We start from the raw sequence: 13,273 nt of genomic DNA, 5'->3' as shown, positions 1-13,273 counted from the left end.
GTGCTCACTTCGCCGGCATCTGCTGCTGGGCCTTGTGGAGCCTGGCCTTCACGGAGTCGGTGGTCACCGGGCGGCCGGCTGCCGCGTCCGCGAACAGTTCCTTGACGGCCGTTCCGACCGCCGTCTCGAACTGGGACTCGTCGGGCACCTGGGGCAGCGCGGCGGCGCTCGTGGCGAGGGTCCGGCGGAGCACCGCGGTGCCCTGGGAGTTGAACGCCGGGTCCGCCTGGGCGGACTTGACCGGCGGGATGGACCCGTAGGCCGTGTTGAGGATCTTCTGCTCCTCGTCGCTCGTCATGAACTTCACGAACTGTGCGGCGCCGTCGAGGTTGTGGGTGTTCTTGAAGACGGCCAGGTTGATGCCGGCCACCATCGAGTTGACCTGCGCTCCGGTGCCCGGAGCACCCGACTGCACGGGTGCGGGGGCGACAGCCCACTGAGAGTCCTTCATGCCCAGCGACTTGAAGGTGGCGGAGGCGGTCTGCCACAGCACCATCGCCGTCCTGCCCTTGGCGAAGTCGCTCAGCGACTGGTTCTGCGCGTACTCGGCGTTGCCGGCTGGGATGACCTTGTCCTTCGCCATCAGGTCGACGTACTGCTTGACGGCCGCGACCGCTCCGTCACCGGTGAAGTCGGGCTTGCCGTCGGCGGTGAAGAAGTCGGCGCCGTGCTGTTTGGCGAGTACGAAGACCTGGTGGATGTTCTCCGAGAGGTTGGACCCCTCGGCCCCGATGACCTGCTTGCCCTGGGCCTGGATCTTCTTCCCGTCGGCGGTCAGTTCGGCCCAGGTGGCCGGCGGCTCGGTGATGCCGGCGTCCGCGAAGATCTTCTTGTTGTAGTAGAGGGCGTACGACATCGAGTACAGCGGTACGGCCGCCGGGTCCTTGCCCGGGACACCGGTCGAGCCGAGGGCGGAGTCCACGAAGCGGTCCTTGCCGCCGATCTTCGCGAAGTTCGCCGCGTCCCACGGCAGCAGCGCGCCGGTCGCCTGGAGGGATGCGCTCCAGGTGTTGCCGATGTTGAGGACGTCGGGCCCCTGCCCGGAGGTGGTCGCGGTCAGGATCCGGTTCAGCAGATCCGACCAGGGCACGACCTCCAGCTTCACCTTGATGCCCGTCCGCTTCTCGAACTTGTCGAGTTCGGGCTGCAGGACCTTCTTGTCCACGGAGATGCCGGCACCCTGGTTGGAGGCCCAGTAGGTGAGCGTCCTGGGCGAGTCGTTGGACCCGCCGCCCGTGGACGAACCGCCTCCGCAGGCCGTGGCCGCGAGGGTGAGAGACAGGGTGACGGCGCCTACGGCCGCGGCTCGGATGTTGCGCATGGCTCCTGGTGTCCCTTTCCGGGAGTTGACAGCCGCGGACCACCTCGGAAACGCCGGGAGCGTTCGACTTCTGAAGGGGCGGACGGCTTAATTTAGAATGTGAGTTAAGCCTCGCAAGAAGAAGGCGTCAAGAGGTTCGACCAGGGACCTTGCGCGACCGGTCGGCATCCCTGGAGACCGGGCGGCGGGGCACAGGGACCGCACGGTCCATGACCTGCGGCGGAAGAGGGCGGCCGGCGTTCTGCAACAGTTGCATTTCGACGCGTCGGGGGCCGGGACGGGACGGCGAGTCGGTGCTCGTCGGCCCGGCACGTGAGTCGTTGCCGAGGATGCCGGTGTCGATGTCCTGTGCTCCCGGCGCCGCAGCGGTGAACATCCCGAGAGGCGTGGCGAGTCGAAAGTGCTCGACGCGCCGCGGAACCGGCCGGGACAATGGGCGCATGACCCTCCTTGTGCACACCTTCGTGTACGACGCCGACGGCGGCCACCACTTCCTGGACGACCCCGAGCACGGCGACACCCTGGCGGGTTTCGAGAACACCCGCGCCCTGCTGTGGGGGTCCGAGGCGTTCCGGAGCCTGGGATCCCGCTTCTTCCCTCGGCTCGACGGCGACAACCTCTATGTGGGGCGGGAGGAGATCGACGACTTCCTGGCAGAGTGCGAGGCGATCCGCCCGCACCTCGATCAGCTCGCCGAGCAGACGGGTTACGACACCGGCTACGTCACCAAGCGCTTCGACAACATCGTCGCCGCCGCGTTGCGGGCCAAGGCCGAAGACGGCGGGATCGTCGTCTGGTAGCACCGGCCCGGACGAGCCGGGATCTCCGTCGACGGTTCAGCTCGTGCCGAGGAGGGACGGGGTCACGTGGTGTCCCGCACGACCAGTTCGGGGTCGAAGACCACGGACGTCGGTTCGGTCCGCTCCTTGCGGACGTGTTCGTCCAGGAGCCGGGCCATCTCCGCCGCCATCTGCTCGACCGGCTGGCGGACGGTGGTCAGGGGCGGCACGCAGGACAGGGCGATCCCGGAGTCGTCGAAACCGATCACCGCGACGTCGTCGGGCACCCGTCTGCCGCGCTCGCGCAGCGATTGGCACACGCCCTGGGCCATCAGGTCGTTGGCCGCGAACACCCCGTCGGTCTCCGGGTGTTCGGCGAGCAGCCGCTCCGCGGCCGCGATCCCGCTGCCGAGGGTGAAGCCTCCTTCGGCGACGGGCACGTGCGGATGTCCGTGCGCGGCCATCGTGTCGCGGAAGCCGGCGAGCCGTTCCCGGCTCGCGGGCACGGCGAGCGGTCCGGCCACGGTGGCCGGCCTGCGGCGGCCGCTCGCCAGGAGGTGCTCCGCAGCGAGCCGGCCGCCGTGCCGGTGGTCCAGATCCACGTAGCTCAGCGGGAGGAGGCGGGCCGGGCGGGCGAACAGCACGGCGGGCAGCCCCGCCCCGGCCAGGAGCGCGGGCAGCGGGTCGTCGGCGTGGGTGGAGACGACGAGCGCGCCGTCGGCGCGGCCCTGGCGCAGATAGGTGAGCACCTCGCGCCGGTCCTCGGCGGACTCGGCGAACATGAGGACGGGATGCATGGAACGAGGGCGCAGGAAGCCGACGACGCCGGCGACCACCCGTCCGAAGAACGGGTCCGCGAAGACCCGTGCCGCGAAGGCGTCCTGGCCGTCCTCGGGAGGGTCGCCCGCTCCGGAGACGACGAGCGCGATGGTCTCGGCGCGCCGGGTCACCAGCGCCCGGGCGGCCCGGTTGGGGGCGTAGCCGGTCCGCTCGATGGCCCGGTTCACCAGTTCCTGGATCGCGGGGTCCACATTGCGGACGCCGTTGACGACCCGGGAGACGGTCGCCCGGGAGACACCCGCTTCCCGGGCGACGTCCTCCAGGGTCGGGGCCTGATCGCTCATGCCCGCACCCTAACCGCCCGCCGGAAACACCGTACAGAAGCGCTCTTGCGCCTGCTGCCGGCCTCGGTCCGCACTGTCGCGGCCGACCCGGCGCCTCGGCCGCCGGGTCGGCCGCCGCGTGCGCCCCGAGCCAGGTGCGCCCGCGGGCCGTCCCAGGGCGCCGTCCACCGGGCCCGTCCGCAGGGTGGACACCGCCCCGCAGGCCCGGGTCAGCGGCGGCTGGAGACCCCGTAGTACTGGAGGTCCTGCACGGTGACCGTGCGCCGTGCCGGGTAGCGGGTGGTGACCTCGGTGACGGTGGTGTCCCCGCGGCGGACCACGGCCTTGGTGCGGCCGGGGCTCAGCTCCAGGTACCGGGCTTGTACGCCGACGGGCGCACGGTAGGTGTGGGGCACGCTGCCGACCTGCGCGAGGACCGTGGCGGGCGCGGTCAGGAAGGTGAGTACCTCCACCTGGTCGCGCGGGGCCGCGGTTCCGGGGCGGGGGCGCATCAGCCGGGGCTGGAGCGGGGCGCTGCGGGTGTCCGTGAACTGGACGCGCGAGGTGACGTACACCGTGTCGCGGACGATGCGCGGCCAGGCCCCGGTCTTGAAGCGGGTGAGGTAGTAGGAGGAGATGTCCAGGTAGGTGTGGCCGTTGTGCAGCGAGGGGGCGAACTGGCTGCCCTCCGAGTAGTCGTTCCAAGTGGTGAGCTGCACCCAGTCCGCACCGTCGCCGATCGCGTGGTTCCAGGTCGACCGCAGGGTGGCGGTGTTGCCCGCCTCGTCGTAGACGCCCTGGTTGGGCCGGGCGTCCTGCACGGACACGGCCTGCATCCACTTCTTGCCCAGGGCGTGGGCGAGCCGGACGTCCCCGGGGACGTCCCCCTGGCGGGTGTAGCTGCGGTTGCCCCAGGAGGAGAAGGCGTAGCTGACCGGGGCGAACCGCTCGGCGTTGGCGCGGAAGTCCAGGAAGACCGGGACGAGGGCGGTGCGGATGCCGTGGTCGCGCAGCCGGGCGGTGACCTGGCTCCACCAGGCGGGGTCCTGCGCCTCGGCCTTGAAGGGGGCGACCACCAGACGTCCGTCGGCCAGCCGGTGGGCGGCCGGGGACGCGGCGAGCCGGGCCAGCGCGTCGGCCAGGGTCCGGGGGTCGGTGCGCAGGGAGGTCATGTCCGGCATCAGCGCGATCCGGAAGCCGGGGTCGACGCGGTGCGCCGCGCGCAGCAGCAGGTCGACGCGCTGCCGGTTGGGGCCGGTCAGGGAGAGGAGGTCGACGGTGAAGCCGTCGAGGCCGGCGTCCCGTGCGGTCCTCACCTCCTTCTCCAGGTCGGCGAGTTGCCAGTCGCCCGTGGGCCGCGGGACGGGCAGGGGCCGGTCACGCAGCAGTCCGCCGTAGGCCGCGTGCCTGCCCTGTTCGCCCTGGGGCGTGAGGTAGTTGCGGGCGTAGTAGTCGTGCGCGGCGGGCTGGTTGTCCAGGGAGAGCGGGTACGGCGGGAAGTAGTGCGCGAAGACCAGGTGCGGGCCGGCGCGCAGCACCCGGGCGGACGGCAGGTCGAAGGGGAGCGCCGTGGTGTCCGCGCGGTCGGCGCGGGGTGCGGTGCCGCTCCGGTCCAGGGCCAGGCCGGTGCCGGCGATCACGCCGATGAGCAGCAGACCGGCCAGGACACCGAACAGGGTGCGCCGCCTGCGGCGCGGTGGCCTGCGGTGCGGGTGCGCGGGACGAGCGGGGTGGTCCGTCATGGGTTTCCTCCGCGGACGCCGGTGGGCAGCCGCTGCGAACTCTAGTGCAGGCGCGGTCCGTTGTCCGGCGAACGGGCCCCGCGGGGACGTACGGCCCGGTCGCGGCGGACCCGTCAGGGTGTCGTACCGCCCAGCACGTCGGCGTCGTGCGACTGGAGATAGAGGTCGAGGGCGTCGTCCCGCATGGCCTGCCACAGTTCGGTGCCCGCGCGGGGGTCCAGGAGGACCACGGACTGACCGGAGATCATGCCGGTGCCCTTGGCGGGAGCGTTCATGAACACCATGTCCCGGGGGCGGACCTTCTTGTTGTCCCACAGCAGGGCGCGCAGGTCGCCGTCGCTGAGCCGGTCGTCGACGCTCACGGCGGCGGTGAGGTCGTCCAGCACCTCGGCCGCCTTGACGGGGTTGGAGAAGGCCGAGGGGCGCATGACCTTGGCCATCAGCGTCCGCAGGAAGTACTGCTGCCGGTGGGTGCGGTCGAAGTCGCCGCGCGGGAGGTGGTGGCGTTCCCGGACGTAGACCAGGGCCTGGGTGCCGTTCATGTGGCGGCGGGCGCCGTCCACGACGAGGTCCACCCCGCCGACGGAGTCGGTGAGTTTCTTGAAGCCGTCCCAGTCGATGACGGCGAGGTGGTCGACGCGCACCTTCGTCAGCCGCTGCACCGTGTCGATGAGCAGCGGCGGTCCGCCCCAGGAGAAGGCGGCGTTGAGCTTGGCCCTGCCGTGCCCGGGCATGTCCACCCAGGCGTCCCGGGGCAGGGAGACGACGTACGCGCCCGAGTGGTCGGCCGGGAGGTGGACCAGCATCATGGTGTCGCTGCGCTGGGCGCCGTACTTCCATTCGGGTGCCTTGGCGTCCCGTCCGGTGGTCGGCAGGTCGGAGCGGCTGTCGACGCCGACGAGGAGGAAGGTCTGGCCCCCGGCGGAGGGCGCAGGCTGCGCCGCCGCGGGGACGTCCGTCGGGAAGGCGCCGGAGACGCGGTCGACCTTCCCGGTGTAGTGGTCGACGGCCCACCAGACGACACCGCCCGCCATGAGCAGACCGGCGGTGAACAGGGCGAGCGCCCCGAGGAGTACGCGGCGTGCCCGGCTCCTGCGGCGCCTGGGGCGCGCCCGTGTGGTGCGGGGCGCGTCGTCGTCCGGCCGCGGGCCGGCCGGGGCTTCCCGGGGGCCGGCTCCCTGCTGGGGAACGCCGGCCGGCGTCCCGGCTCCGCCCGCTCCTCCGTCCGCCTCCGCCATGGCGTCCCGGGCCGCCGGTCCGCCACCGGCCGTGCTGTTGTCCCCCACCGCGCACCCCCACGATCGATCCGGCGCGGCCCCTTCCGCACCGGGGCGCTCACTGTAGCCAGGGTGTTCGACGTCCGTGCCGTTTTCCGCAGGACGGTCGCGGGAGGTGGCCAACCGGCTTGCTGCGTAGGGGGTTTCGCCCGGCGCGGCACTTCTCGGTGACGTTCACGTAAACCCTCCCGTCGTGCACAAGTTTGCCGTACTGTTCACCATCGCGCCGCATGTTCGACGGATGAACGTTCGCGACATCCGGCGCGTCATGCCGCAGAACGTGCCTGGGGGGGTACATGTGGGATGTTCAGGCCGCTGATTCCGACAGATCACGCACGGCGCGCTCGCGGGGGCGCGCCGCATCGTTGTGGATGGGGCGCAAGTCCCGCTGGTATCTTCCCGCTTCACTGATCACCGATCTCGCCGGCGCCGGGGTGCCGGTGACGCTGGTGCTCTCGGCCGCACAGCAGCCGTGGGCGGTACCGGGCGGGATCGTCGCGGGGCTCGCCTGGGCGGGTGTGCAGTTGTTCCGCTCGCGGTACGCGGGCCGGGCCATCGGCGAGAGCCGGGGCACGCTGCCGGTGCTCCACGACTGGTTCATCCTGCTGGGCGTGCTCGCGGTGGCGCACGCCGCGGCGGGGGTCCGGCTGGCCGCGCTGCTGTGCCTGGTGGCGCTGCTGCCCTGCCTGTTGCTGACCCTGGTGTGCCGCAAGGCGGTGCACCGTCATCTGTCGGCGGTGCGCCGCAGGGCCCAGGCGGTGATCAAGGTCCTGGTGGTGGGCGAGCCCGCCGCGGTGGACGGGGTCACCGCGCACCTCGCCGCCCGCACCGACCACCCGTACGTGGCGGTGGGCGCCGTCCCGGTGGGCAGCGGTCCGGTCGCCTCGGGGATCCGGATCGGGGAACGCCTTCCCGGCGCCGAGCCCGAGGCTCCCGCCGCGGACGCCGATCTCGTCGTCGGGGAGGTGCACCGGCTCGGCGCCGATCTCGCGCTGGTCGTCCCGGGCCCCGGGCTCGCCGGGGAGCGGCTGCGCCGCCTGTCCTGGGGGCTGCACGACGCGGGCCTGGAGCTGTTCGTGGCGCCCGGCCTGGTGGAGGTGTCAGTCAAGCGGCTGGAGACCGGGTCCGCCGGGGGCATGTCGCTGCTGCGGGTGGCCCCGCCGGTACGGGAGGGGATACAGCCTCTGCTCAAGGGGGCCCTGGACCGCAGCACGGCCCTGCTCGGCCTGCTCGTGCTGGCGCCGGTGCTGCTGGTCGTCGCGGCCGCGGTGAAGGTCTCCTCGACGGGACCGGTGCTCTATCGCCACGAGAGGATAGGGCGGGCCGGGCAGCCCTTCGTGATGTGGAAGTTCCGCACCATGCGGGTGGGGGCCGACCGGCAGAAGGCCGCCCTGACCCAGGAGAACGAGCACGACGGCCCGATGTTCAAGATGCGCCGCGATCCGCGGGTCACCCGGGTCGGCCACTGGCTGCGGCGCACGTCGCTGGACGAACTGCCCCAGCTGGTCAACGTCCTCAAGGGTGACATGTCCCTGGTGGGTCCGCGGCCGCCGCTCGCCGAGGAGGTGGCGCACTACACGCCCGTGGAGTGGCGGCGGCTGTCCGTGCGGCCGGGGATGACCGGACTGTGGCAGATCAGCGGCCGCTCCGACCTGTCCTGGGACGAGACGGTCCGGCTCGACCTCGCGTACGTCGACAACTGGTCGTTCACCAGTGACGTGGACGTCATGGCCCGCACGTTCCGCGCCGTCCTCGACGGCCGCGGGGCGTACTGAGGGGCCCGCCGGTGTCCGCCGGGTGCCCCGGCGTGCGCTGTGCGCCGCCGGGGTCCGTGCCCGTGCCGGTGCCGGGTGCCTCAGCCGTCGAGGCCGTCGCGCCAGTGGGCGTAGGTGGCGGCGATGCCGTCGCGCAGGGGGATCGCCGGCTTCCAGCCGAGCCGGGCGAGCCGGGAGATGTCGAGCAGCTTGCGCGGGGTGCCGTCGGGCCGGGTCGTGTCCCAGGTGATCCGGCCGGTGAAGCCGGTGACCTCGGCGACCGTCGCGGCCAGCTCGCGGATGGTGAGGTCGGTGCCGCAGCCGACGTTGACCGGGTCGTCGCCGTCGTAGCAGCGCAGCAGTACGGCGCAGGCGGCGGCGAGGTCGTCCACGTGCAGGAACTCCCGGCGCGGAGTGCCGCTGCCCCACAGGACGACCTCCTCGCGCCCCTCGGCCGCCGCCTCGTGGAAGCGGCGGATCAGGGCGGGCAGGACGTGCGAGGTCTCCAGGTCGAAGTTGTCGCCGGGCCCGTAGAGGTTGGTCGGCATGGCGCTGATGTAGGAGGCGCCGTACTGGCGCCGGTAGGACTGCACCTGGACGATGCCCGCGATCTTCGCGAGGGCGTAGGCCTCGTTGGTGGGCTCCAGCGGCCCGGTCAGCAGGGCGTCCTCGGTGATCGGCTGGGGGGCGTGCTTGGGGTAGATGCACGACGATCCGAGGAAGAGCAGGCGGCGCACACCGGCGGCGTGAGCCCCGGCCACCACGCTGAGCTGGATGCGGAGGTTCTCCTCCAGGAACTGCACCGGCTGGGTGCTGTTCGCCATGATCCCGCCGACCTTGGCGGCGGCGAGCACCACCGCGTCGGGGCGCAGGGCGGCCAGTTCGGCCGCTGTGCGGGCGGCGTCACGCAGGTCCAGTTCGGCGCGGGTACGGGTGAGCACCTCGTGGCCGTCGGCGGCGAGCCTACGGGCCACGGCGGAGCCCACCAGGCCCCGGTGGCCGGCGACGAAGACACGGGCACGTTCGGGCAGCAGCGATGCGGTCATGGGCCGGATCATGCCAGGAGCCGTGTCACGGGAGAGCCCGCATCGTCAACTCTGCTGATTTTTCCCGTTGTTCATGACATGCGGCCCGCGCACCGCGGGCGCACGGACCGGATCCGTCCGAGGGACGCGTCCGGCAGGGAGGGGGACACCGCATGAGCAAGACCGCGCTGATCACCGGCGTGACCGGGCAGGACGGCTCGTACCTGGCGGAGCTGCTGCTGTCGAAGGGGTACCGGGTGCACGGCCTGGTGCGGCGGTCGTCCAGCTTCAACACCGAGCGGATCGACCACATCTACCAGGGCCCCCAGGAGGCCGAACGCCGCTTCGTGCTGCACCACGCGGACCTCTCCGACGGGGTCGCCCTGGTGAACCTGCTGCGCGACATACGGCCCGACGAGGTGTACAACCTGGGTGCCCAGTCCCATGTGCGGGTCTCCTTCGACGCGCCGCTCTACACCGGTGACGTGACCGGGCTGAGCACACTGCGGCTGCTGGAGGCCGTCCGGGCGAGCGGGGTCGAGACGCGGATCTACCAGGCGTCGTCCTCGGAGATGTTCGGCTCCACACCGCCCCCGCAGAACGAGGGGACGCCCTTCCACCCGCGCAGCCCCTACGGTGCCGCGAAGGTCTTCGCGTACTGGGCCACCGTCAACTACCGCGAGGCGTACGGCATGTTCGCGGTCAACGGCATCCTGTTCAACCACGAGTCCCCGCGCCGCGGCGAGACCTTCGTGACCCGCAAGATCACCCGCGCCGTCGCCCGGATCAAGGCCGGTCTGCAGGACCGCCTCTACCTGGGCAACCTGGACGCGGTCCGCGACTGGGGGTACGCCCCGGAGTACGTCGAGGCGATGTGGCGGATGCTGCAGCACGACGTGCCCACGGACTACGTGGTCGCCACGGGAGTTCCCTCCACGGTGCGGCAGTTCGTGCAGACCGCGTTCGCCCACGCCGGCCTGGACTGGCAGGAGTACGTGCGCTACGACCCCAAGTACGAGCGGCCGAGCGAGGTCGACGCGCTGATCGGCGACGCCTCCAAGGCGCGCGAGACGCTGGGCTGGCGGCCCACCGTCCTGGTGGACGAACTCGCGCAGATCATGGTCGACTCCGATGTGCGGCAGGTGGAGGACCAGCTCGCGGGCATCGCGGTACGCATCGACCGCTGAACGCCGGGTGCGGGCGGGAGGAGGCCCCCGGCGCGCCGCGGGCGCGTGGCCGTGCGGCCCGTGGGGCGGCCGGGGCGCGTGGATCCTTCCTCTTTCCCACGGGATGAGCCAAAAGCGTTCCATGGCGTGTCATGTGCTCGTATGGTTCGCGAGCGAACAAGTTGATTCGGTCCCGTCCGGCCCGGGGAATCACCGGGCGGGCCCGAGGCAGAGGGCCCGTGAGCGGGCCCGGGAGCCGGGGGGTTCATGCAGAGATCCAGGCGGTTCAGCGCCGCCCTAGTTCTGTCCACCGCGGCGGGTCTGGGTGTGGTGGCGCTGCCACCGCAGCCGGCCGCCGCCGTGACGGCGCCCGTCGCCTTCACCGCCGACGACCTGCCGACCTGGCAGACCAACGGCATCGTGTGGGCGCTGGCCCAGGCGCACGGCACGGTCTTCGCGGGCGGCACCTTCTCGCAGGTGCGCCCGCCCGAGGGGGCGAGCGGCACCGCGCAGGACGCGGTGAACTTCGTCGCGCTGGACGCGGCGAGCGGCGCGCCCACGTCGTGCAGACTGTCCTTCACCGTCGGCAGCGGCACCGCGACCGTGCGGGCGCTGGCCGTCTCGCCCGACCAGAAGACGCTGTACGCGGGGGGTTACTTCGGCGCGGTCAACGGCACGCAGGTCTCCAGCCTGGCCGCCATCGACATCGCCACCTGCACGCCCAGGGCGGACTTCCACCCGAGTGTCCCCGCCACCGTGCGGGCGCTCGCGGTCACCGACGACACCGTCTACCTGGGCGGGGACTTCTCCACGGTCGGCGGCAGCGCGCACGCGCGGTACGCGGCGGTGGACGCGGGCAGCGGCGCGGTCAAGCCGTTCCAGGCCGACGTCGACGAGCCCGGCCGGGCCGTGGCGGTCAGCCCCGACGGCAAGAACGTGATCCTCGGCGGTGACTTCTTCACCGTCAACGGCGCGAACTCGCACGCCCTGGCCGTGGTCGACGCGGACACGGGCGCCAACGTTCGCACCTATCCGGGGTTCATCGAGACGAACTCGGTGGTCAAGGCGCTCGACACCGACGCCACCGGCTTCTACACCGGCAACGAGGGCACCGGCGGCGGCGTCTTCGACGGCCGGATCGCGCTCGACCTGTCGACGCTGAACCAGCGCTGGCGCGACACCTGCCTGGGCGCCACCCAGGCCGTCAAGTCCTACCAGGACGTGCTCTACAGCGCCTCGCACGCCCATGACTGCTCCAGTGTCGGGGAGTTCCCCGACGGGCGCCGGCACCACCTGCTCGCGGAGCCGACGACCAGTACCGCCAAACTGGGCTGGTTCCCGGACACCAACGACGGGCTGGGCGAGGGAATCGGCCCGCGCGCCATGGTGGTCTCCGAGACCGCCGACAACAAGTACATGTGGGTGGGCGGCGAGTTCACCACCGTCAACGGCTCGGCGGCCCAGGGCCTGACACGCTTCGCGGCCTCCCCGGACACCGGTGCGCCCACGGTGCCGTCGGTCGGCGCCGACGCCGTCAAGCCGACCGAGACCCACGTCCGCTGGCGCGCCAGTCTGGACACGGACGACACGAAGCTGACGTACAAGGTGTACCGCAACGGCGGTTCCACACCGGTCTACACCGTCGACGGCGACTCCGTGGAGTGGTCGCGCCCGCAGATGTCGTTCATCGACAAGAACGTCACCGCGGGGTCCGCCTACAGCTACCGGGTGACCGCCTCCGACGGCGCGGGCAACACCTCCGCGCTGTCCGCCGCGGCCACGGTGACGGTGCCGGTCTCCGCCCAGAAGTACGCCGCGAAGGTCCTCGACGACGGCGCCGGCCTGTACTGGCGCTACGACGAGTCGGCCGCTCCCTACGTCAACGACACCTCGCCCGGCGACCAGAGCGGCATCCACGTCAACGCGCCCGCGCTGCGGCAGACTCCGGCCGCCGTGACCGGTCCGTCCACCGCCATCGGCTTCAACGGCCGCAACCAGTACGTCTACAGCGACAAGCGCACCACGGTGCCGAGCCAGTACTCGATCGAGACCTGGTTCAGGACGACCACGACCCGGGGCGGCAAGCTCGTCGGGTTCGGCAACAACACCACCCGGACCAGCAGCAGCTACGACAAGCACATCTACATGCGCAACGACGGCCGGCTGGTCTTCGGCGTGTACACGGGCAGCACCCGCACCGTCACCTCGCCCGGCAGCTACAACGACGGCTCCTGGCACCAGGTGGTCGCCACGCAGGGGCCCTCCGGGGTGGTGCTGTACGTCGACGGAGCCCGGGTCGGCACGCTCGCCGAGACGGGCAGCCAGAGCTACAGCGGCTACTGGCACGTCGGCGGTGACAACCTCAGCAACTGGCCGAACCAGCCCTTCAGCAACTACTTCGCCGGGCAGATCGACGAGACGGCGATCTACCCGTCGGTCCTGAGCCCGGACCAGGTCAAGAGCCACTACACCCTGGCCTCCGCCCCGGCCGACACCGTGCAGACCGTCCCCGCGACGGCCGACACGTACGTCAACGCCGGTGCCGCCGGCACCGCCTACGGCACCTCCACCTCGCTGGCGGTGCGCGGCAGCGCGGCCTACGAGACGTACCTGCGTTTCGACCTGCCGTCGGCGCCGGCCGGGACGGTGCTCAAGAGCGCACGGCTGGCGGTGAAGACCACCACGCTGAGCAGCGCGGGCAGCACGGACGACATCTCCGTGCTGCCGGTCACCGGGGACTGGACGGAGGCGGGGACGACCTTCGCGACCCGGCCCGCCGTGTCGCAGACCGTGCTCGGCACCCTGAGCGGGGCCACCGACGTCTCGACGCTGTACTCGGCGGCGCTCGACACCTCGGCGCTCTCCCCCTCCCTGGGCGGCACCTATGACGTGGCGCTCACCAGCACCGGGACGGACGCGCTGTGGCTGTGGTCGAGGGAGGCGTCTGCCGCGGAGAACACCCCGCAGCTGGTGCTGACGTTCGGGGCGCCCTGATCCTCGCGGCGTCCCCCGCGTGCGGGGGCGCCGGACCGTACCGTCCGGCGCCCCCGCACGGCCCATCCGGGCCCGTACCCACCGTGCGGGCCCGCCACCGTACCCAGGCCCG

General features: G+C 72.0%; 9 protein-coding genes. 4 read left to right on the top strand and 5 right to left on the bottom strand.

Annotation, left to right across the window (positions count from 1 at the left end):
- Positions 1 to 4 precede the first annotated feature (4 nt).
- The gene (locus AC6I72_RS30180) at positions 5 to 1,321 is read right to left on the bottom strand and encodes an ABC transporter substrate-binding protein (protein WP_498004301.1); all 1,317 of its coding nucleotides are present in this window, start codon (positions 1,319 to 1,321) and stop codon (positions 5 to 7) included.
- Between the two features lie 440 nt (positions 1,322 to 1,761).
- Between AC6I72_RS30180 and AC6I72_RS30175 the strand changes: the two genes are divergently transcribed.
- A complete protein-coding gene (locus AC6I72_RS30175; RefSeq protein ID WP_498004300.1) occupies positions 1,762 to 2,121 on the top strand; it encodes a hypothetical protein in 360 nt (119 codons plus the stop codon).
- Between the two features lie 62 nt (positions 2,122 to 2,183).
- Here the strand turns inward: AC6I72_RS30175 and AC6I72_RS30170 are convergent, their stop codons facing one another.
- The 3 genes from AC6I72_RS30170 to AC6I72_RS30160 all read right to left on the bottom strand — a co-directional run bounded on the left by AC6I72_RS30170 (position 2,184) and on the right by AC6I72_RS30160 (position 6,231).
- Entirely contained in the window at positions 2,184 to 3,224 is a 1,041-nt protein-coding gene (locus AC6I72_RS30170; RefSeq protein ID WP_498004299.1) for a LacI family DNA-binding transcriptional regulator, read from the bottom strand.
- A 209-nt stretch (positions 3,225 to 3,433) separates the two neighbouring features.
- Positions 3,434 to 4,945, bottom strand: a complete 1,512-nt coding sequence (locus tag AC6I72_RS30165; RefSeq protein WP_498004298.1) for a glycoside hydrolase family 71 protein — start codon at positions 4,943 to 4,945, stop codon at positions 3,434 to 3,436.
- Positions 4,946 to 5,058: 113 nt separating this feature from the next.
- Positions 5,059 to 6,231, bottom strand: coding sequence for an LCP family protein (locus tag AC6I72_RS30160; RefSeq protein WP_498004297.1), 1,173 nt, complete (start codon positions 6,229 to 6,231; stop codon positions 5,059 to 5,061).
- Between the two features lie 362 nt (positions 6,232 to 6,593).
- On the opposite strand from AC6I72_RS30160, the gene AC6I72_RS30155 reads away from it, so the two are divergent.
- Positions 6,594 to 7,997: an exopolysaccharide biosynthesis polyprenyl glycosylphosphotransferase gene (locus AC6I72_RS30155; protein ID WP_498004296.1), complete on the top strand. Its 1,404-nt coding sequence runs from the start codon at positions 6,594 to 6,596 to the stop codon at positions 7,995 to 7,997.
- A gap of 80 nt (positions 7,998 to 8,077) precedes the next feature.
- Here the strand turns inward: AC6I72_RS30155 and AC6I72_RS30150 are convergent, their stop codons facing one another.
- Positions 8,078 to 9,022, bottom strand: a complete 945-nt coding sequence (locus AC6I72_RS30150; RefSeq protein WP_498004295.1) for a GDP-L-fucose synthase family protein — start codon at positions 9,020 to 9,022, stop codon at positions 8,078 to 8,080.
- Positions 9,023 to 9,174: 152 nt separating this feature from the next.
- Between AC6I72_RS30150 and gmd the strand changes: the two genes are divergently transcribed.
- Together gmd and AC6I72_RS30140 are read left to right on the top strand one after the other, a co-directional pair.
- Entirely contained in the window at positions 9,175 to 10,188 is a 1,014-nt protein-coding gene (gene gmd / locus AC6I72_RS30145) for a GDP-mannose 4,6-dehydratase (RefSeq protein WP_498004294.1), read from the top strand.
- Between the two features lie 246 nt (positions 10,189 to 10,434).
- Positions 10,435 to 13,161, top strand: a complete 2,727-nt coding sequence (locus AC6I72_RS30140; RefSeq protein WP_498004293.1) for a CBM96 family carbohydrate-binding protein — start codon at positions 10,435 to 10,437, stop codon at positions 13,159 to 13,161.
- Positions 13,162 to 13,273 lie beyond the last annotated feature (112 nt).

This window comes from Streptomyces sp. Xyl84, from assembly GCF_059731885.1.
Note: the sequence above shows the minus strand (reverse complement) of the source record. Positions and strands in the feature narration are given on the sequence as shown.

Excerpts from the sequence above, each read along its gene's own strand:
- AC6I72_RS30180 (WP_498004301.1), bottom strand. The coding sequence starts at position 1,321 with ATGCGCAACATCCGAGCCGCGGCCGTAGGCGCCGTCACCCTGTCTCTC.
- AC6I72_RS30175 (WP_498004300.1), top strand. The coding sequence starts at position 1,762 with ATGACCCTCCTTGTGCACACCTTCGTGTACGACGCCGACGGCGGCCAC.
- AC6I72_RS30170 (WP_498004299.1), bottom strand. The coding sequence starts at position 3,224 with ATGAGCGATCAGGCCCCGACCCTGGAGGACGTCGCCCGGGAAGCGGGT.
- AC6I72_RS30165 (WP_498004298.1), bottom strand. The coding sequence starts at position 4,945 with ATGACGGACCACCCCGCTCGTCCCGCGCACCCGCACCGCAGGCCACCG.
- AC6I72_RS30155 (WP_498004296.1), top strand. The coding sequence starts at position 6,594 with ATGGGGCGCAAGTCCCGCTGGTATCTTCCCGCTTCACTGATCACCGAT.
- AC6I72_RS30150 (WP_498004295.1), bottom strand. The coding sequence starts at position 9,022 with ATGACCGCATCGCTGCTGCCCGAACGTGCCCGTGTCTTCGTCGCCGGC.
- gmd (WP_498004294.1), top strand. The coding sequence starts at position 9,175 with ATGAGCAAGACCGCGCTGATCACCGGCGTGACCGGGCAGGACGGCTCG.
- AC6I72_RS30140 (WP_498004293.1), top strand. The coding sequence starts at position 10,435 with ATGCAGAGATCCAGGCGGTTCAGCGCCGCCCTAGTTCTGTCCACCGCG.